This is a genomic window from Hufsiella arboris, from assembly GCF_009834875.1.
GTDB lineage: Bacteria > Bacteroidota > Bacteroidia > Sphingobacteriales > Sphingobacteriaceae > Hufsiella_A > Hufsiella_A arboris.
In genome coordinates this window covers 588,007-608,391 of record NZ_WVHT01000001.1, presented here as the reverse complement: position 1 = coordinate 608,391, position 20,385 = coordinate 588,007, and the positions used below count along the sequence as shown (strand labels likewise).

General features: G+C 42.3%; 21 protein-coding genes. 17 read left to right on the top strand and 4 right to left on the bottom strand.

The features are described from left to right. The first annotated feature begins 62 nt into the window (after positions 1-62). The 7 genes from GS399_RS02710 to GS399_RS02680 all read left to right on the top strand — a co-directional run bounded on the left by GS399_RS02710 (position 63) and on the right by GS399_RS02680 (position 5,590). Positions 63-377, top strand: a complete 315-nt coding sequence (locus GS399_RS02710; protein ID WP_160843031.1) for a ferritin family protein — start codon at positions 63-65, stop codon at positions 375-377. A 45-nt stretch (positions 378-422) separates the two neighbouring features. After that, positions 423-1,733 (top strand): UDP-N-acetylmuramoyl-tripeptide--D-alanyl-D-alanine ligase, encoded by a 1,311-nt coding sequence (locus tag GS399_RS02705; RefSeq protein WP_160843030.1) that lies wholly within the window; start codon positions 423-425, stop codon positions 1,731-1,733. 88 nt (positions 1,734-1,821) lie between these two features. Then, positions 1,822-2,463 (top strand): RNA polymerase sigma factor, encoded by a 642-nt coding sequence (locus GS399_RS02700; RefSeq protein WP_160843029.1) that lies wholly within the window; start codon positions 1,822-1,824, stop codon positions 2,461-2,463. Next, complete coding sequence (locus GS399_RS02695) at positions 2,460-3,695, top strand: hypothetical protein (RefSeq protein ID WP_160843028.1); 1,236 nt, start codon at positions 2,460-2,462, stop codon at positions 3,693-3,695. Before GS399_RS02700 ends, GS399_RS02695 begins: the two co-directional genes overlap by 4 nt. Then, entirely contained in the window at positions 3,692-4,240 is a 549-nt protein-coding gene (locus GS399_RS02690) for a YceI family protein (RefSeq protein ID WP_160843027.1), read from the top strand. Before GS399_RS02695 ends, GS399_RS02690 begins: the two co-directional genes overlap by 4 nt. A gap of 5 nt (positions 4,241-4,245) precedes the next feature. Further along, positions 4,246-5,169, top strand: a complete 924-nt coding sequence (locus GS399_RS02685) for a DUF5777 family beta-barrel protein (protein ID WP_160843026.1) — start codon at positions 4,246-4,248, stop codon at positions 5,167-5,169. Beyond that, entirely contained in the window at positions 5,156-5,590 is a 435-nt protein-coding gene (locus tag GS399_RS02680) for a QcrA and Rieske domain-containing protein (protein ID WP_160843025.1), read from the top strand. Before GS399_RS02685 ends, GS399_RS02680 begins: the two co-directional genes overlap by 14 nt. An 85-nt stretch (positions 5,591-5,675) precedes the next feature. On the opposite strand, the gene GS399_RS02675 is transcribed toward GS399_RS02680, so the two are convergent. From GS399_RS02675 to GS399_RS02665, 3 genes are read right to left on the bottom strand one after another with little or no spacing between them, the layout of a single operon-like run. Continuing rightward, positions 5,676-6,164: a gliding motility lipoprotein GldH gene (locus tag GS399_RS02675; RefSeq protein ID WP_160843024.1), complete on the bottom strand. Its 489-nt coding sequence runs from the start codon at positions 6,162-6,164 to the stop codon at positions 5,676-5,678. Further along, positions 6,142-7,512 carry a PSP1 domain-containing protein gene (locus tag GS399_RS02670; RefSeq protein ID WP_160843023.1) on the bottom strand — a complete coding sequence of 457 codons (1,371 nt, stop codon included), beginning with the start codon at positions 7,510-7,512 and terminating at the stop codon, positions 6,142-6,144. The genes GS399_RS02675 and GS399_RS02670 overlap by 23 nt, the downstream gene beginning before the upstream one ends. A gap of 2 nt (positions 7,513-7,514) precedes the next feature. Then, positions 7,515-8,660, bottom strand: coding sequence for a DNA polymerase III subunit (locus tag GS399_RS02665; RefSeq protein ID WP_160843022.1), 1,146 nt, complete (start codon positions 8,658-8,660; stop codon positions 7,515-7,517). Between the two features lie 74 nt (positions 8,661-8,734). On the opposite strand from GS399_RS02665, the gene ruvX reads away from it, so the two are divergent. From ruvX to GS399_RS02630, 7 genes are read left to right on the top strand one after another with little or no spacing between them, the layout of a single operon-like run. Beyond that, positions 8,735-9,151: a Holliday junction resolvase RuvX gene (gene ruvX / locus GS399_RS02660; RefSeq protein ID WP_160843021.1), complete on the top strand. Its 417-nt coding sequence runs from the start codon at positions 8,735-8,737 to the stop codon at positions 9,149-9,151. A gap of 52 nt (positions 9,152-9,203) precedes the next feature. Next, positions 9,204-9,836 carry an O-methyltransferase gene (locus GS399_RS02655; protein WP_160843020.1) on the top strand — a complete coding sequence of 211 codons (633 nt, stop codon included), beginning with the start codon at positions 9,204-9,206 and terminating at the stop codon, positions 9,834-9,836. 2 nt (positions 9,837-9,838) lie between these two features. Further along, positions 9,839-10,513, top strand: coding sequence for a glucosaminidase domain and LysM peptidoglycan-binding domain-containing protein (locus GS399_RS02650; RefSeq protein WP_160843019.1), 675 nt, complete (start codon positions 9,839-9,841; stop codon positions 10,511-10,513). A 4-nt stretch (positions 10,514-10,517) separates the two neighbouring features. Beyond that, positions 10,518-11,339: a glucosaminidase domain-containing protein gene (locus tag GS399_RS02645; protein WP_160843018.1), complete on the top strand. Its 822-nt coding sequence runs from the start codon at positions 10,518-10,520 to the stop codon at positions 11,337-11,339. A gap of 57 nt (positions 11,340-11,396) precedes the next feature. Beyond that, the gene (locus GS399_RS02640; protein WP_160843017.1) at positions 11,397-12,155 is read left to right on the top strand and encodes a hypothetical protein; all 759 of its coding nucleotides are present in this window, start codon (positions 11,397-11,399) and stop codon (positions 12,153-12,155) included. Beyond that, complete coding sequence (locus GS399_RS02635) at positions 12,152-12,475, top strand: hypothetical protein (protein WP_160843016.1); 324 nt, start codon at positions 12,152-12,154, stop codon at positions 12,473-12,475. Before GS399_RS02640 ends, GS399_RS02635 begins: the two co-directional genes overlap by 4 nt. A gap of 45 nt (positions 12,476-12,520) precedes the next feature. After that, the gene (locus GS399_RS02630; protein ID WP_160843015.1) at positions 12,521-13,507 is read left to right on the top strand and encodes a DUF3078 domain-containing protein; all 987 of its coding nucleotides are present in this window, start codon (positions 12,521-12,523) and stop codon (positions 13,505-13,507) included. Positions 13,508-13,760: 253 nt separating this feature from the next. Here the strand turns inward: GS399_RS02630 and GS399_RS02625 are convergent, their stop codons facing one another. Further along, the gene (locus GS399_RS02625; RefSeq protein ID WP_160843014.1) at positions 13,761-16,217 is read right to left on the bottom strand and encodes a DUF5916 domain-containing protein; all 2,457 of its coding nucleotides are present in this window, start codon (positions 16,215-16,217) and stop codon (positions 13,761-13,763) included. Positions 16,218-16,368: 151 nt separating this feature from the next. On the opposite strand from GS399_RS02625, the gene ffh reads away from it, so the two are divergent. The 3 genes from ffh to msrA all read left to right on the top strand — a co-directional run bounded on the left by ffh (position 16,369) and on the right by msrA (position 20,356). After that, positions 16,369-17,712 carry a signal recognition particle protein gene (gene ffh, locus GS399_RS02620; protein ID WP_160843013.1) on the top strand — a complete coding sequence of 448 codons (1,344 nt, stop codon included), beginning with the start codon at positions 16,369-16,371 and terminating at the stop codon, positions 17,710-17,712. 399 nt (positions 17,713-18,111) lie between these two features. Beyond that, positions 18,112-19,650, top strand: coding sequence for a YifB family Mg chelatase-like AAA ATPase (locus GS399_RS02615; protein WP_160843012.1), 1,539 nt, complete (start codon positions 18,112-18,114; stop codon positions 19,648-19,650). A 61-nt stretch (positions 19,651-19,711) separates the two neighbouring features. Beyond that, positions 19,712-20,356 (top strand): peptide-methionine (S)-S-oxide reductase MsrA, encoded by a 645-nt coding sequence (msrA, locus tag GS399_RS02610; protein WP_160843011.1) that lies wholly within the window; start codon positions 19,712-19,714, stop codon positions 20,354-20,356. Positions 20,357-20,385 lie beyond the last annotated feature (29 nt).

The window sequence follows — 20,385 nt, the reverse complement described above, 5'->3', positions numbered from 1 at the left end:
ATCGTCAAACCTCAAAACTTCACTAGAACAATTTTGTTACGCTTGGATAAATAGCTAAAACTATGGGATTTGATCAATATCACGAGCCTGCTAATGAGCTTTCAGAAGAAACCAGAACTTTTGCGCGAATGATGGCTTCGCTCGGAGAAGAAGCGGAAGCGATTAACTGGTACGAGCAGCGTATCTCGATCGAAAAGAACAAAGACGCAAAAGCAATTATGCAAAATGCGCAAAAAGAAGAATTTAAACACTTCGGCATGGACCTCGAATTCCTGCTCCGGCAAAAGCCGTTGTGGCGTGAAATTTTGCAGGGAATATTATTTAAGAATGGTGACATAGTTGAACATGGCGAGGATGCCGAAGAGTCTGCGGATTAATTAATAAAACTCTAAAGTGCTATACTTGCAGCATTGTATTATCATATGACAACAGATCATCTTTACCAGTTATTCTTGCAGAATCCTGTAATATCAACCGATACCCGGAAAATTGAAAAAGATTGCATTTTTTTTGCGTTAAAAGGCGACAACTTCGATGGCAACTTATTTGCAGGGCAGGCGATTGGTGATGGTGCTGCTTATGCAGTTATCGATGATCCATCACAAAAAAAGTCCGATCGATTTATCCTGGTTGAAGATACGCTGACCACACTGCAGAACTTAGCAAGATACCATCGTAAAAAATTAAATATCCCTTTTATCGGAATAACCGGCACGAACGGAAAAACCACTTCCAAAGAATTGATTAACGCTGTTTTAAGCGAACGGTATAAAACGTACGCAACGAAGGGAAATCTCAACAATCATATCGGCGTTCCGCTTACCATTTTGTCAATAACTAACGATATTGAAATGGCGGTGATCGAAATGGGTGCCAATCACCAGAAAGAAATTGAATTTCTGTGTTCTATATCACAGCCGACACATGGGCTTATTACCAATGTAGGAAAGGCGCACCTGGAAGGCTTCGGAAGTTTTGAAGGCGTCAAAAAAACAAAGGGCGAGTTGTATGAATTTCTGGCTGCTAACAATGGAATCGCTTTTATTAACCGCGACAACCATGAGCTGGTTGCGATGAGCCGAAAGACATCGCTTGAAAAGATTATTTATTACGGCGCCGGTGCCGACAGCTATATTAATGGTAAGATAATGTCTGCCGATCCTTGCCTGAAAATCAAATGGGGTAAAGAGTTGCAGGAGTTCGATGACAAAGGAAATGAGGTATCTTCCAATTTGACGGGAACTTATAATCTTGAAAACTTACTGGCGGCGATCACTATCGGCACCTTTTTCAATATGTATCCCGCAGAAATTAATAAGGGTATCTCATCCTATAAGCCAGCTAATAACCGGTCGCAGATTGTGAAAACGGCTAGTAATACGTTGATTTGCGATTATTATAACGCTAATCCAAGCAGTATGATTGTGGCTCTTGAAAATCTTGCGGCGATTAAGGCAGAAACAAAAGCTCTAATATTGGGTGACATGTTTGAGCTTGGTGAGGAATCGGCGTCAGAGCACCAGCTAATCCTGGAAAAAGCAATATCTGTTGATGCTGAAAGAAGAATATTTATCGGGCAACAGTTTTTCCAGCTGAGATCAGATGCCGCCGAATTTTTTGAAACAACCGAGGCAGCTCACAAAGCGTTAGCCGAAAATACCATTGAAAACTCCACAGTGCTAATTAAAGGCTCCCGGGGAATGAAACTCGAATCGCTTATTGAACTTCTTTAGCATGAGTCGTTTTTAACGACATCAAAAAAAATTGTGAGTGTCAGGCAACCTTTCTATCTTTTACTACGTGATGGTATAAAAGAAGCAGGTGACAAGCTACATTGACGAAGCAAAGGTTAAGCAATTAGTAAAGAATTGCATTGAAAAGGAACCCAATAGCCAAAAAATGCTGTACAGCTTCCTTTATTCCTTTGCTATGGGTAAATGCTTACGTTATGCCGAAAATCAATATGATGCCGCGGAAATTCTGAACGACAGTTTTTTAAAGGCATTTAAAAATATTGAAAAGTACAAATACACGATGCCCTTTCATTCGTGGTTTGGAAAAATCATTTCCAATACGGCTATCGACCGATATCGTGCCGAACTAAAACATAACAGAACAGAAGAGATAAGTTTTGCAAACGAGGTTCTGGAAGAAAGCACCGTGTTTGATTCTATCGAATATAAGGAGCTTCTCAAATTAGTGCAGCAACTTCCGGTAGCATACCGAACGGTATTTAACCTCTACGCCATTGACGGCTATTCTCACGATGAAATTTCGAAAATGCTTGGTATTTCTATCGGTACATCAAAATCAAACTTATTTAAGGCCCGGCACCGATTGCAAAAATCGGTACTCCAGCTCAGGCAAAATGAATCAAATCGCTTCGATTCCGATAACATTATCCCGATTAAGCCTATCACCAGCGTCACTTTATCAATTAACGGAGGAGGGTTAGGAAAATGAGCGATTTAAAAAGAAAAAAAATTGACGACCTGTTTCGGGAGAGCCTGGGCAATCCGAAAATTGAATTTGACGAAACACATTGGTGGGAAATGGAAAACAAGCTGCGCAATGACAAGAAGCGCCGCAGGTTTTTCTACTTCACCATAGCAACTGTAAGCGGTATTGCAGCTACGGTTTTAATAGCTTTACTTTTTTGGCCAGGAGATACTCAGGTAACAAAGAATACTATTAAGGTAAGTAAGATCCAGAAACCAACGCCTGACAAAAAAGAAGGTAACTCAATTTCGAAAGTGACCGTCGATTCTATCGAAAGTGATATACTGAAAAAACTAAAAGGCGACTATTCCACCCCGTTTTCAAAAAATAACGTTTCGTTAAAAACTGCGCGGGGTTTCAGGAATGTCGATACAGCTGCTACAAATCAAAATCCGATTAGCGAAACCACACATCTTGCGCAAAGTAACAATGAACAAAAATCATCCGGACAAGCAGCTCAACAACCTGTAGCCGGCCAACAAATACAGAAACTTACCGACAGCAGTACGCTCTCAAACAACACGAACAACACTATAAAAAAAGCAGATTCAAGTAGTTCCAGACTTGCGAAAACAGTAAAGAAATTTAAGCCTTCAATTATTTTAAGCGCAACCGCCGCACCTGGCGTCAGTTCTGTAAACTCATTTCAAAGCGGCAACTTGGACTTTGGCGGGGGCCTTTTGTTAACTGTAAGCGTTGCTCCTAAATTAAGCTTTACAACCGGCGTTACGCTCGCCAGGAAAAAATACGATTCAGGATTTGAATATTACAATCCAAACTCATCATATAAATTTCCGGTAGACCCGCAGGATGTTTCGGCAGATTGCCAGGTGATAGATATTCCGTTGAATGCTAATTATACGCTTTACAACAAGAAAAGAAATTCATTGCAGCTATCCGCCGGCCTGTCAAGCTATTTGATGCTTAAAGAGAAATATGATTATTCATACGCCGACCCGAACGTTAAGTGGCCGGCTAGCTATCAGGTCAGGAACAAAAACCAGCATTTCTTTGGCATCGGGAACCTTTCTGTTATCTACCAGCGCCAGATAAATCCTGTCACGAGCATCGGCATACAGCCATATGTAAAATTGCCGCTTACAGATATTGGCTATGGCAATGTCAAACTCCTTTCAACCGGGGCGGCTATAAATCTGAACATTAACATTTCAAAGCTCAGTACAGGCAAAAAATGAAACACTTCATAGCAATCTTATTTTGCTTTGTTTTTACACAAAGCCAGCCACCGCTTTACACTTGCCGAAGCGTGACAACCACGATTTTCTCAGAGGCACCTCTTGAAAATATCGATGCGACCTCGACAAAAGGAGTATCTGTTTTGAACCCGGCAACCGGCGAACTACAATTCAGCATTCCGATTAATTCTTACCAATTCCAAAAAAGCCTGATGCAGGAACATTTCAATGAAAATTACATGGAGAGCGACAAGTTTCCTTTTGCAAGGTTCAAAGGAAAAATAAACGAAAAAATCGACTGGAAAACTCCCGGGAATTACCAGGTTACAGTTAACGGAGACCTTGAAGTGCACGGCGTGAAACAAGCCAGATCAATTAATGGAACTGTTTCAATTACAAATAGCTCCGTGACTGTTCAATCCAAATTTACGGTACTGTGCAAAGACCACCATATCGACATCCCCAAAATTGTGTTCAAAAATATTGCCGAGAGTATCCAGGTAACAGTTAAAGCAAATTATACGCCCAGCACTGCTTCAAAATAATTCCCATGAAAACTAAACTATTAATCGCATTATGCTTCTTCTGCTATACAGCCAAGGCTCAAACCGACTCCTTGTTGGCCACCATGGAGAACAGCGAAACGAAGACGGAACCTGTAACTGCTACGTTTAAGTCGAGCCATCTCATTCTGTCACAAACTACGGCGATGGTAAAAAAGTACAACCTGGATTTTCAGGTTGGACATCGATTTGGCGATATAGGAGGAGTGGATGGGGGGTCAAAAACATTTTGGGGATTTGACAACTCAAGTGACATCTATATCGGATTCGAATATGGAATTACAGACAGATTGAATATTGGTTTTGGACGCAGCAAATATGAACAGCTGCTTGACCTTCAACTGAAGTACGCCGCCCTCCGGCAAACAACCGATGATAAAATACCGCTTTCTATGAGCCTGATTGCGAAAACAGGATTTACGCCGTATGAGGTTACCACCGATGTATTCGATAATTACGCCGACCGCTTTTCTTACTTCGTCGAAGTTCTGCTGGCGCGAAAGTTTTCACCAAGGTTTTCACTACAACTATCTCCTAATGTTTTATTCAGGAACGTAACGCTGAGCCCTGATGATGAAAAAACACTATTCTCACTTGGAGGAGCATTCCGATATAAATTCACTAAGCGTTTTGGAGTGGTGGTTGATTATAATCACGTATTTTCTCAATACCGGAAAAATAACCCCAATACCAATTATTACGATCCGCTTGGTATAGGAATTGAAATTGAAACGGGAGGCCATGTATTTACGATGAATTTCGTTAATGCTCCTGCGATCGTTGAAAACAACTTTATTCCGAATTCTACATCGTCCTGGCTTGATGGTGAGTTCCGTTTCGGATTCACTATCTCCAGGATGTTCACCTTCCATCGCACTAAAACAAATCCTAGTAATTATGAAAAGAGATGAATTTATTAAAGCATTCGGCATCGGCGTGGCGGCAGCGTGCACCGGTTGCCTGGCAGCGTGCAAAAAAAGTGGCAGCGATTCAGATGGCGGACCTCAACCTCCAACGCCTCCCGCAAATATTAATTTCTCAATTGATTTGAATAGCGAGATAAAAAATATTGGCGAATCAAAGGTTTCTAATGGTGTAATTGTTGTTCGAACTGGGCCAACAAACGATGTTTCTTCGTTCACGGCGGTCCAGGTCGCCTGCACGCATGAGGGAACATCCATTAATTACAATGCCAACCAGGCAAGATTTATTTGTCCGAATCACGGCAGCCAGTTTGCAACAACCGGAGCCGTTCTTTTGGGGCCCGCCGCTACAAGCCTGAAAGTTTATAACATCAGCATTCAAGGCAGTACTTTAACTGTCAAAAGTTAAAGACAAGAGGGTTTTGAGCGAAATAGGTTAACACGGGTTGAAATAAGTAGGTGCAAATAGCTCAAACCCTCTTTTTACTTTACTGCTAATTAGTTGGAACGACTTTTAAGCCAATGTCGCTAACCTCACGCAAAGGGTTATCTCGCATGTTTTGCTCAAATTCTATCAGGTAATTGCCCTTCTGGCTGAAATGATGATTCTTAAATATCTGGAATTGGTAACTATACAAATTTCCGGAACCCTTGCCAAGCCATTGCCCATCCGGATATGCCAGTTGAAATTCCTTCCGAACAGCCTTTGTCTTTTTGTCCGGACCAATTTCGCGGATAATTACGTAGATATTTGAATATTTATAGTTAGCCGTATGCCTCAGATTCATAAACAGGTTATAAGCTTTACCAGCATCCGTAATAGTTACAGGAATCCTGATTTTGTTATTGTATAGCCAGTTATGATTTTCAATCTCCTTGTTGCTGTCAACCAGCGTATTCTCATTGCATGAAATAAGCAGGCATGTAACGAAAAGAAGAATTATTCCTTGCGATAAATGCTTAAACCTGTGGATTGGCGTCATTATTACCTTGTGGCCTATTATTGCGATTTCTGTTGCGGTTACGATTTCTGTTGCGGCTGCGGCTTGTTCGCTCCTCATTTTCGGGCGCATTCTTAGCCGCAGCTTGTTGAGGAACTGTCCTTTGAGGCTGCTGATTTCCTGGCTTGTTCGCGGAAGTACCTGAAGCTTGCTGCCCTTGCGGCGATTGGTTCCTTTGATCCCTGCCTCCACTCTTTTGTTTGTTCCGGTTACGATTCTTGTTAATACGGCCCCGGTCGTCCAACCGCGTAAGGCTGTCCTGGCCAACTACATTTTCATAATCCAGCACTTTTTCAACCTTAACTGGTTCAATTTCCGCTGACTCATCTTTAAGATCATCAGGCTTTATTCCTTCCTTGTTAAGCTGCTGTATTTCTTTAACGCGATCAATTTCCAGCGGAATCCAGGTATCATCGTTAGGATAGCTGAACCACATCAATTTTTTAAAGATATCGGTCTTTTGTAAACGTGCGTAGCCCTTTCCGGTTTCCAGCCTATCCACATTATCCGGGATATCTTTCAGCGCATCCATATAAGTATCCAACTCATAGTTCAGGCAGCACTTAAGCTTACCGCACTGCCCGGCGAGTTTGAGGGTATTAAGAGACAGGTTTTGATAACGTGCCGCAGCGGTTGAAACCGTTTTGAAGTCGGTTAACCAGGTTGAACAGCATAATTCCCTGCCGCATGAGCCAATTCCGCCGAGCCTGCTTGCTTCCTGGCGCATACCGATCTGGCGCATTTCGATACGAATCCTGAATGCTTCTGCCATTCGCTTGATCAGTTCGCGGAAATCGACACGCCCTTCTGCAGTGTAATAAAATGTAGCTTTGGTTTTATCGCCTTGGTAATCAACGTCGCTTAACTTCATCGACAGGCCAAGCTCAAGCGCAAGTTTCCGCGCCCTGTGCATTGTTTCCCATTCCAGGTCTTTCGCCGCTTTCCATTTGTCGACATCGGCAGGCGTGGCTTTGCGATAGATTTTCTTTACCACATCTTCCACCTTCAGATGCTTCTTGTTAAGCTGCATCCTAACGAGCTCGCCGGTAACAGAAACATGCCCGATATCGTATCCGCCGGTAGCGGTTTCTACAACAACAAGTTCGCCGTTTTCCAGATAAAGGTGCTCATGGTTAATATAAAAATCTTTCCTGGACCCTTTAAATTTGACTTCGATTATATTGAAGGCTTTATAATTTGATGGCATGTCCATATCCGACAGCCAGTCGTAAACATCTAATTTGCTGCAACCATTTGTAAGGCATGAGCCATTACTTTTGCAGCCAGCAGGTGTACATCCTCCACCTGTTGAGCAGCTTCCGCATCCCATATTTATGTGAGTATATAGTGAGTCCCTTTCGGGAACGTATTAAACTTCAGAACTTTTATAAATTGTAAAGATACATCTAAAAATAAGATTTTAGGATTTGCATTTCTTTCCACGTGATAATGAGCCTTTTCCAGCTCTTCAATAATTACTTCGGCTTTCCTGAGACTTATCAGTTTACTGAATTTTGACACAAAATCCATTTCAAGAGGCGGCAAATGCACCAGGTCTGGGATGCCCGAAATCATCAGGATGCATTCACGCATCAACTTGATGCCGTACATCAACAAGTTCTTCTGATTTTCTCTGCCCAGTTTTGCTAATACTTCCACGTGTTCGGCAACTTCCAGGCCTTTATTCTGGTAAGTGTAAAGCATCAGGTTCCGAAAGTTTTCCAGATTATTGCTGCCGGTTTCCGCGAGCAGGCTTTTTGCGTTGTATAAATTTCCCTCACTCAGATAAGCTGTTCGTGCGGCCAGCGTTTCAGTTGCCTGGTTGCTATCGATTAAATACTTTTCTATGTCTTTATCCTCTAACCTGTTGATTTTAACCAGTTGTGTACGCGATAAAATTGTATTTAAAATCTGATCCTGGTTTTGAGCAACCAGCAGGAATAGTGTTTTTTGCGGCGGCTCTTCAATGATCTTCAAAAGCGCGTTACCTGTTTTGTCAAGGTATTCGGGCAGCCACATAATTAAAACCTTGTATTCGGCTTCAAACGGCTTAAGGCTTAATTTTTGAATAATCTGGTGGCATTCCGCAACATTAATATTTGCTTGTTTATTTTCAGCATCAAGCTGCCCGCGCCAGAAATCCAGGCTCAGATATGGATTTTCAAGAAATGCCTGGCGCCACTCGTTTAAAAAAGTTAACGCGGTATCGTCTTTATGTTTGGCAAAAAACGGGTAGGAAAAGTGAAGATCCGGGTGTATTAATCTCTCGTATTTCCGACAAGAGCTACATTCTCCACAGCTATCTTCGGCTTGCTTATTTTCACATGATATAAATTGGGCATATGCCAGCGCGAGCGACAAACTTCCCGAGCCTTGGGGGCCTAAAAATAATTGCGCATGGCTGATCCTGTTCTCGTGCACTGTTTGCACCAACTGCTTTTTAACTTCTTCCTGTCCTACAATGTCGCTGAAACGCATAGCCTGCAAAGTAACAAATTTGGCGAACAACTAAAATGCGCCACAGGTATTGTGACATTTATTAGCTTTGCACTATGGCGCGGATAATGGCTTTTGACTATGGAACCAAGCGTGTTGGAATAGCCGTTACCGATCCGCTTCAGATTATCGCAACCGGCCTGGAAACAATTCATCCAAAAGACTTGGTAGACTACCTGAAGAAATATATTCAAACAGAGCCGGTAGAACTCTTCGTCGTGGGCGAGCCAAAACAACTGGACGGAACAGAATCCCAATCCGCTCAGCACGTACGTGGATTTGTCCGGATCCTGAAAAAGATCTTCCCCGAAATCCCTGTGGAAATGATCGACGAACGGTTCACTTCTAAAATGGCGTCTTCCACTATCGCACAAAGCGGATTAAAAAAATCCGACAGACAAAAAAAAGAACTTATCGATACCATTTCCGCTACTATCATTTTACAATCCTATTTAAACACAACCCGCTTCTAACTGCCTGTGAGGCGGTTGCACCGTCAAAAACAAAATTCCTATCTTTGCGGCCATGGAAATCGTAAACGATGCGATCCAGGTTTATCTGGACAAACATTGTGAAGAGGAACCTGCGTTACTCAAACACATCAACCGGGAAACGCATTTAAAGGTGCCGATGCCACGCATGCTTTCTGGTCATTACCAGGGGCGCGTGTTGAGTATGCTAAGCAAAATGCTTGCACCCGAGCGCATACTCGAGATCGGAACATTTACGGGCTATGCTACCATTTGCCTGGCCGAAGGTTTGGGTCAAAATGGCCAGTTAATCACTATCGACATCAACGAAGAGCTCGAAGACAGGGTTAAAGAGTATTTTTCTGATGCCGGATTCTCGGATAAAATCAACTACATTATCGGCAACGCTGTTGATATAATTCCTACGCTTGGTGGTACCTTCGATTTAATTTTTATCGATGCCGATAAGAAAAATAATAAAACTTATTACGATCTTGTTATAGATATGCTCCGGCCAGGGGGGATTATTATCGTAGATAATGTTTTATGGAGCGGCAAAGTTATCGCCGAAAGCGACAAAGACACACAGGTTATAAATACATTTAACGACTATATAATTAACGATCCACGCGTCGAAAAGGTGATGTTACCAGTACGCGACGGATTATTTTTGATTAGAAAAAAATAAGTATGCTCAAACGATTGATCACAGTTTGCCTGATAGCAATTTCAGGCGCAACCTTCGGGCAGTCGGCAGCACAGCGGTATATTGAATTATACAAGCAGGATGCCGTAAAAAAAATGAACGAATATGGTGTTCCGGCAAGCATCATTTTGGGTGTTGCCATGCATGAATCAGGCAGCGGCACCAGTAAAATTGCCAAATATCTAAATAATCACTTTGGAGTTAAGGGGCGAAACGATAGTAAAGACATCCGATCAGCATATAAAGGATACGATTCCGTAAGCCAGTCCTATGACGACTTTATCGGAATATTAAAAAGTCATGTTCAGTTTAGCCGTTTATTTGAAAAGTACAACGACTACGATTACAAAAGCTGGGCGAGGGGCATTCAGCGCGGCGGCTATGCCCACAGCTCGACATGGGCAAGCCAGGTTATGGCGATCATAAAAAAATATAACCTCTGGCAATATGATAACAGGCCCGACAGCAGCGAACTTGCATATCTGAAGCCTGCTCAAAACCTAGTTTCTGAAAATGAAATACCCGAGACTTACAGGGTAAAAAGCGGCGACACGTTAAATATCATAGCGAAACGATTTGGGACTACCGCCCAGGCAATTAAAAATAAAAACGGCTTACGTTCAAATATTTTGCAAATTGGCCAACGGTTAAGCCTCTGATTTAATGAAACGATCTGTCTGTTTTTTACTTGGCTGTGTTGCTTTTGCATCCTGCAGCAGCAAAAAGGTTTTGGTAAAAAATTCAGCTTCTCCCCAAAAACCTCAGCAAGTTATCACAGACAATGTCCTGGTAAAAAAATATCCCACCGCGGTTGATTATATCAATCGTTTTAAGGCTATTGCTGTTGCTGAAATGAACCAGTACGGCATTCCCGCGAGTATAACACTGGCCCAGGGATTACTTGAATCCGGAAATGGAAACGGAACGTTAGCAAGGGTGGCAAATAATCATTTCGGCATCAAATGCAATACAAACTGGAAGGGTAAAACCATTTTACAGGATGATGACCAGCTCGGCGAGTGCTTCAGGGTTTACAATACTCCTGAGGAATCCTTCCGTGACCACTCAATATTTCTTCAGCGGAAACGCTACGCATCGTTGTTTCAGCTTGATAAAAACGACTACCAGGGATGGGCGTATGGACTTAAGCAAGCCGGATATGCCACCAATCCACAATATCCGCAGCTACTGATTAATTTAATAGACCGGTATCAATTAACCCAGTATGACAGGCCAGATGCCCCGGCAGATAAATCGGTGCGAGAAGAAAAAGTACTGACAGCCATTAGCCAAACCACACCGGCGGAACAAAAAAAGGAACCTGAAAAAGCGCCTGTTACGATGAAAATTTATGAAGTTCGGTCGGGCGACACGCTTTATAATATCAGCAAACGCTTTTCCATCAGTGTTGACGATTTGAAGATACTTAATAACATCCAGGGAGCGGACATCAAACTCGGGCAGCTTTTACTTGTTTCAAAATAAGTGTTAATTGGTGTTAAAGCGTTGATCGCGGTGTTATTAAAGTTGTAGTTTTAGGCCTTGAAAAAAACAATCCTTACAGTTTTACCGATTTTATTCATACTTCTCAGGGCTTATTCGCAAAGCCATGAGGTGGCAGGATTGATATATGACAGGGATTCTAAACAACGACTTACGCGCGTAAAAATCACCAATTTAAAAACCAATCAAAGCTTTTATAACAACGTAAAGGGTGAATTCACTACGAATGCATCAACCGGTGATTCTTTATCTTTCAGCTTGCCAGGCTACATTACGGAAAAAGTGGCGGTTCAATCACAACGGTCGCTGTTCGTCTATCTGCGCAGGAATAGCATTCAGCTAAGAGAAGTCGTTGTTACCGAAAACGCGATAACACCGGTAATTAAACACGATCAAAACAAGCGTGATTACAAGGATATCTATCGCCGCGGAAGTTCGAAAGACATACTTACAGTAGGCGGCGCTAATGGACTAGGTGGCGCCGGTTTGGGAATCGACGCACTTTACAATCTCATCAGTAAACAGGGCAAGGACGCACGATATCTCCAGGGAATCATTGAACGTGATTACAGAAACTCAATGATCGATTACAGGTATAATAAAACACTGGTAAATCTAACTACCGGCTTATCCGGCGAAAAATTGAACGATTTTATGCAGCAATACCGTCCATCTTATCAATTTATTTTACAGGCAACCGATTACCAGTTGATTGACTATATCAAGAACAATTATCAACGCTATCTGCTGAATCCTTCAGCCTTTAAGTTGCAGCCTTTAGTTGTCGATCCAAGATGATTTGTTTTATCAAGGTAATTCGTTGGCTTCCTGCGCAGGGAATGGCAATTTTTCCGTTGATCCTTATCAAAGAGGATAGTGATTATAAAAATGAGCAGTTGATTAATCACGAAAAAATACATTTGCAACAACAACTCGAATTATTGATTCTGCCATTTTATTTACTGTATCTGGGAAATTATCTGGTGAATCTAATTATTTATAAAAGCCATAACCAAGCGTATAGAAACATCGTTTTCGAGCGTGAGGCATTTGTAAACGACGACACCAAAAACTATCTGGAGACAAGAAGATTTTATTCATGGTTGCAGTACATCTGACTTGTTACTTTTAAAAAATGCCATTTTTCAGTTTCTTTGTTATCGATGGCTAAAAAGTGTACCTACCTGCTTCTGCTAATTTTTTGTACAATAACGGTGTCTGCGCAAGTAGATACCAGCAAAATAAAAGACCTTAAACTGTATCCGCGAAAAAATCTGCTGAGAGTGCGAAAGCCGGTCATTCAGCTTGAGCCTGTCACGATTCCCGTCTCAGATCTGGAATTAAAAATCAATTACTGGAAAACCTGGATAACTTTGGGCGCTAATTTAAATCAGGCTACCTTTAGCGATAACTGGAGCGGGGGCGGAGTAAATTCTGTGGCAGTTGGAACCTCTTTCAATTATAAAACGGATTATACAAAAGGCGATAAGAACTTCACATCCGAACTGATATTGCTTTATGGAAAATTGAAAAACAAGGATCAGCTGCAAAAGAAAACCAATGACCGGATTTTCTGGGACAATAAAGTAGCTCTAAAACTTTCGAAGAGCTGGTATTTTTTTGGATCGCTCAGTTTTGAATCGCAATTTGACGACGGATTTAATTACACAAGAGACTCGCAAGGAAATGAAGTAGCAAGCAGAATTTCCAAATTCATGGCTCCAGGTTATCTTACTGAATCGGTAGGCTTTGAGTTTAAGCCCGTTAAATACTTCAATTTGAGAATTGGTACCGGCACAGCGCGGCAAACCTTTGTACTGGATACAACTTTGTATCATAATAATGAAGGAAAAAATTATGGCGTGCCTATCGGCAACACTTTTAAAAATGAGCTTGCTTTTCAGCTTGTTGCCAATCTGGACAAAGATATTTTCGAAAATGTGAACCTGAAAAGCCGCTATATGATGTTTATTCCCTACAAGGATCCATTAAAAATTGACCACCGGCTTGATGTAACGCTGACAGCCAAGGTCAATCGTTTTATGAATGTAACATTAACGGGCATCGGTTTGTATGATGATGACGCAAGCACCCGGATCCAGGCTAGTGAAGCGCTCGCTTTGGGGTTGGTTTACAAAATACCAAAATAAAAAAGCTACCTGATACCAGATAGCTTTTCACTTCATCTTTTGAATTAATTGGGTAATTCAGTATTTAAAATTAGCGTATGAAAAAACTGAATGAAAAGAACGACTTTGTTTTCCCAGTGTTAAAACAAGATCAAGGCTCTTATTATTTAAGCGCTGCAAATGTAGCAGCCCCGGATATTTTTTTTTGTAACTTGTTTATAACAATGATTAGACGTTTTAGTTATCAGAATGTTGCAAAAAAAATTATTTTTTTTCAATTCGTTTTAGACTGCTTTTTACCCTTTAAACTCAGGTAGTCGATGTAGTAAAGCAGTTTTACCGAAAAATTATTGTTTTGCGGCGACTCAATAACTTCATTGACATTTCTGAAATAGTTATCCCGATAAAGATTCTCATTTATCAACGAAGCATTTTTCCAGGCAATGCTTAGTTCGCTGCCGGGAGAAAATACCCACGAATAAATCATATCAATATTAAACGAGTTAAAATTTCGATCGTCATCCTGTTTAATATAAGCCGGATTTGGCATCAATTCACCATCGTTAAGCAGCGTATAAAAATCCTTATTATACAGATTTGACCAGTAATGTCTAACACGCAAAGTGATTCCCATTTTATTGCTGAAGGTATATTTTGAGTTCAATGTATTAGTTATTGTCTGCCTGTCTCTGCGCGAGAAAATTATATTACCGGTTGTTTCATCTTGTCTTACATAACCTGAGTAATCAAGCCGTGGTTGTGTCATTACATCCATCCCGACGGAAAATTTATTATTTATTTGAAAATTACCCCACGTTTCAAAATCATAACCATGAGCGTCAAAGCGGTCAACCCATCGGTAATATCCAAACATTCCGCCACTGATTTTCTTAGATTTATTGGTATTGACACTTCCTCCGATACCTTTCGTTTCCGAGGCATGAAACACGCGACCGGCTACTCTCGGTTCGTAGAAATCATTTTGCTGGGGCTGCCAATCGACGTCCACTTCAGCCGACCAAAAGTTTTTGAATCTTGTCCAGAACCATCCATATAAACCGAAGCTTTGGTAAGCCCTTGGCTTATAACGTTGCGAATAAATGGCCTGAAATCCCGATTGAATTTCGTTGTACCATTTACCCGGCTTGTAAACTCCGTAAAATGCGTTAAATGTATTATCGAAAAAGTTATTATTTAACAAAATACCCAAATCGTTTGGATCATATTTTTCGTCGGTTAAGTTCGAAATGACGTTAAATGTGAAGTTACCGCTTACTTTACCTGCCTGCAGCGTATAATTCAATCCGTTTGAAGGCTCCATTCCGCCGCCCTGCAGATGGCTTAATTTCGCCCCTCCGTTTATATTATATTTATTCGTTTTATTGTTAAGATTAAACAGGAAGCCTGTTACATTGGCATCGTATGCGGACCCCTGGCGCAATACATTAGTGTTAATTAATGTAACCGAAGAATTATGCTTTAGGGACTGATCCAATACCAAAATGTTGTAATTAGTGAGCGGCTGAGCTTGCAAATTGGACTTGTAATGAGTGAGAGTATCTTCAACTACAGCATCCATCGCCTTCGTCACGGCATTAAATACACCTATTCCAAGGCCTTTTGCCGTCCTGCCCGAAACCTTGGTTGCATTGATCAGCTTACTTTCAACCGGATTTTTAAGTACCGTTTCATTGCTTTTCAGTTCAGTGCTTACATCCCTGATAAAATTAGGATTTGCGCCAACCCGTCGCGAATAAAACAAGTTTCCCTTATTGAAAAGCTCAGTACCTTCTGTAAAAAACTGGCGGTTCTCGTTATACTTTACCTCGAAAGGACTAAGGTTTAAAACTGTGTTATCTGATTGCACCTGCCCGAAGTCCGGGACCAGCGTCATATCTAGAGTAAAACTTTGATTGATACCGTATTTCACATCCATTCCGCCATTAAACGAACTCGTGGTATTTTTTAATCCCGGCTGGTTATAGGGATAGTTATTAACGTAAGAAGAAATATACGGTGAAAAAGAAAGCCTCAAGGGTGGTTTGATATCCTTAATTTCAGATAAAACGCCTTCCTGGTTAATAAACCCATTTACTTTGGGGTCCACAAAGTTCCAGAACAATTGCTCCTGTGCCTTTTGCCGCTTACGCGTAATGTTTAAACCCCAGGTTTGAACATCATGCTTGGCAAAACGTAAAGCGGAATAAGGGATTTTAAATTCGGCGGTCCATCCTTGTTTATCGATCTTCACTTCGCTTAGCCAAACAGCGTTCCATGCCGGATCTTCATTTCCGCCCAAGGAATACTTGGCATCAAACTGCACGCCGGCCGCGGTAACGAAAAAACCGCTCGCGTTAATTTTATCGTAATAAGTGTCAAAAATCACACCGATAAAGTCAGAGTTTCCTACGTTATCACGGGCCACCAATTCACGCGCAATACTGTCAGGAGTAGTTTCATACATCCGGGCGCCGATGTAAATGGCGGTATTGTCATACAAAAAACGAATCTCCGTTTTTTGCTTCGCACCCTCATGTCTTCCTGGAACCGGCCTTATGTCTATAAAATCCGTAGCAGCGGGCGCAGTTCGCCACTCCGGTTCATCCAGCGATCCATCAATTTTGATTGTGCCGCCCGATTTGACAGCGGCAACTTTCTTAGGTAATGGCTGAGCCGATGAAGAGATATAGAACAGGAACAGTATAAACGATATAAGGACGGTCAGTTTCATTCTACGCTAAGTGCTGATTAGACGCAAGTCACTACGAAATGTTGCAGGCTTTGCCGTTTTTAATCAGGAGCGCGAAGGTAGCATTAAGAAAACTTATAAATACTGATAAATAACTAATAAATTTGCGGGCTCTTACAAGCTGAAAATTACGATGTTTGAAAATTTACAGGATAAGCTCGACCGTGCCTTCAAGGTTCTTAAAGGTCAGGGAAGTATAACAGAAATCAACGTTGCCGAAACCATGAAGGAGATCCGCAAGGCTCTTTTGGATGCGGATGTTAACTATAAAACGGCCAAAGCTTTTACTGATGATGTAAAAGAAAAAGCGCTTGGACAAAACGTACTGACGAGTATATCGCCAGGTCAGCTTCTTACAAAAATCATGAATGATGAGCTGGCCGAGCTCATGGGTGGAACAACTGCAGAACTTAATATTTCTGATAACCCAACCATTATTCTGATTGCAGGATTAAACGGAGCTGGTAAGACAACCTTTTCGGGAAAGCTCGCAAACTTTCTTAAAACACAAAAAGGGAAAAAGCCTTTGCTGGTTGCCGGCGACGTTTACCGTCCCGCGGCGATTGATCAACTCCAGGTTTTAGGTCAGCAGATTGGTGTGCCGGTTTACGCCAATATCGAGTCGAAGGATCCGATCGGTATTGCACAGGAAGGTATTGCTGAAGGAAAAAAGAACGGAAACAATATTATCATCATCGATACCGCCGGCCGTTTAGCCATTGACGAGGAAATGATGAACGAGATTGCGGCTGTTAAAGCGAGTACCAATCCTCAGGAAATTTTATTTGTGGTCGACTCAATGACCGGCCAGGACGCGGTAAATACCGCCAAAGCTTTTAATGATCGCCTGGATTTTACCGGCGTGGTACTTACCAAGTTGGATGGCGATACACGCGGCGGAGCTGCCCTGTCTATTAAATCGGTTGTTGATAAACCAATCAAATTTATCGGTACCGGCGAAAAAATGGAAGCTCTGGACGTTTTCCACCCCGACCGCATGGCGTCCCGTATCCTCGGTATGGGCGACGTGGTTTCCCTGGTAGAACGTGCACAGCAGCAATTTGATGAAAAGGAAGCGGCGGAACTTCAAAAGAAGATCCGTAAAAACAAGTTCGACTTTAACGACTTTGTCAGTCAAATCCAGCAGATCAAAAAAATGGGTAATATGAAAGATCTGATGGGGATGATTCCAGGAGTAGGAAAGGCGATCAAAGATGTAGATATCGACAATAATGCTTTTACTCCGATTGAAGCGATAATCGGTTCTATGACGCCTTACGAACGTGAGAACCCGGACTCAATTAATCAAAGTCGCCGCGCGCGAATCGCTAAGGGTTCGGGAACCAATATCACTGAAGTGAACAAACTGATCAAGCAATTTGAAGATATGCGTAAGGTCATGAAACAATTTTCAAATCCGGCAGCCGCCGCGAAAATGATGCGCGGAATGCCGAAAATGCCGTTCGGAAAAAGGTAGAAGATTGTAGAATATAAGAAACCCGCCAGATAACCGGCGGGTTTTTTTGTGCCGTATAATGTTTTTTGCGTCGCATCGTTTGTGTCACAGGTTTTCTTTCTTGAAGCGCAATGTCTCAGTTCAATAATTAATCTTTGTTCCCGCTATATGCTTTTACTCCTCACTCCAACGCTACAATTCAACCCTTCGTTGTGGGGTAACCGCTACTATCGGGGCTAAAATGCAGGGGCTGTACCTTTGCTTAGCAGCTCTCCGGATAAGCTAAACTCTGGGAATTACATCGTCCCGTTAAATGAGAATCAAACCTGCTTTTCATATCCGTTCAACACATTTAAAGAAATTTTTGAAGCACAGATACAACTACGTTTATTCTTTTATCTTTACTGAGCAACCTAAACTATGCTCATAAAAACCTATGCAAGTGCCGTTTATGGCATCGAAGCGACCACTATTACTGTAGAAGTCAATATTTCTGCAGGCACTAAATACTATCTCGTCGGCTTACCGGACAATGCCGTTAAAGAAAGCTTGCAACGCGTGGAAAGCGCTATTCATGCTGCAGGCTACCGTATGCCCCGACAGAAGATTGTTGTTAACCTGGCGCCGGCCGATATCAGAAAGGAAGGTTCATCATTCGACCTGGCAATTGCCGCAGGTATATTGGCGGCCTCAGGACAAATCGAAGCAGAAAAGCTTAACGAATATATAATCATGGGCGAGCTGTCGCTTGACGGAGGCCTTCAGCCCATAAAAGGCGCTCTGCCCGTTTCCATCCAGGCAAGAAAGGAAGGATTTAAAGGAATATTCCTTCCGCGGGAAAATGCCAGGGAAGCCGGCATTGTCAGCGATTTTGAAGTTTACGGGATTGATAACATTCGTCAGGTGATCGATTTTTTTAACGGAAGCGCCGCTCCGGAAAGAACCACCATTAACACGCGCGACGAATTCCTCACAAATATCAACAAATACGACAGCGACTTTTCGGATGTAAAAGGCCAGGAAAACATAAAGCGTGCGTTAGAGATTGCCGCCGCTGGAGGACACAACGTTATCCTGATAGGCCCGCCGGGAGCAGGAAAAACAATGCTTGCCAAGCGGTTGCCAACAATACTGCCGCCGCTAAATCTTTACGAAGCGCTTGAAACGACAAAAATCCACTCGGTCGCCGGAAAGCTTGCCGCCAGTGATTCATTGATGACGATTCGGCCTTTCCGTTCGCCGCATCACACTGTAAGCGATGTAGCGCTGGTTGGAGGAGGTGCAAACCCACAACCCGGAGAGATATCACTATCTCACAACGGAGTGCTATTTTTAGATGAACTGCCTGAATTTAAACGAACGGTTTTGGAAGTTATGCGCCAGCCCCTGGAGGAGCGTCGTATTACCATTTCCAGGGCGCGGTTTACTGTCGATTATCCGGCGAGCTTTATGCTTATTGCGTCGATGAACCCTTGTCCATGCGGCTACTACAATCATCCCGAACGTGAATGCGCCTGTCCGCCCGGCGTGGTTCAAAAATATTTAAATAAAATCTCGGGACCACTGCTTGACAGGATAGACTTACATGTAGAAGTAACGCCGGTTAATTTTACTGAACTTTCATCAGAACGATTATCGGAAAAAAGTGAGGCGATACGTGACCGGGTGATCCAGGCGCGTGAAATTCAAAACACTCGTTTTGAGAAAACACCGGGATTGCACAGCAATGCCATGATGAGTCCAAAGGCGGTTCGTGATATTTGTAGGATTGACGATTCCGGACACATACTTTTAAAGAAAGCTATGGAAAAGTTAGGGCTATCTGCCCGAGCCTATGACCGGATTCTGAAAGTTGCCCGCACAATTGCAGATCTCGCCGGAAGCGAGGATATCGCTATCGAACATCTTGCCGAAGCAATCCATTACCGCAGCCTCGACCGTGAAAACTGGGCTGGTTAGTTATTTACAATCAGATTACAAGAGAGGCAAACTATCCGTACATCGTAAACGTATCTAAAGCATGAAAACAATGATTCAGTGGGCTTCCGCCCTGATTTTAATGATATCCGTTTCCTCGTGCAACGGGCAGTCGAAAACTGAAAGCGTTAAACTAAAAGCTCCTGCAAAGAAAGCAATGGCAGCTTTTGCCGAAGGTTGTTTCTGGTGCTCTGAGCATATATATGAAAGCATTCCGGGGGTTGATTCGGTAGTTTCGGGCTATGCAGGCGGCGATGTAGAACATCCAAGCTACGAGCAGGTGAGCAGCGAAACGACCGGGCATGCAGAAACCATTTTAGTTTATTACGATCCGGCAAAGGTATCCTATTCACAGTTGCTTAAGGCTTTCTTTGCTTCGCACGATCCCACAACCTTAAATCGGCAAGGCCCGGATGAAGGCACTTCTTACCGATCGGTAATTTTTTATAGCAGCCCCCAAGAGAAACTTGATGCAGAGCAAGCTGTACGAGATATAACATTGTCCGGGAGATTCAGCAAACCCATCGTGACAGAAATTTTGCCGCTTAAGAAATTTTGGAGAGCCGAAGACTATCATCAGGATTATGAAAAAAACAATCCCAATAATCCCTACATTCAATCAGTGTCAAAATCCAGGTATGAACAATTCAAGAAAAATTATAAAGGGAAGATTAAGGACAATGAGTAGACTTCCAGGGGCTTAACTGACTCATTAAT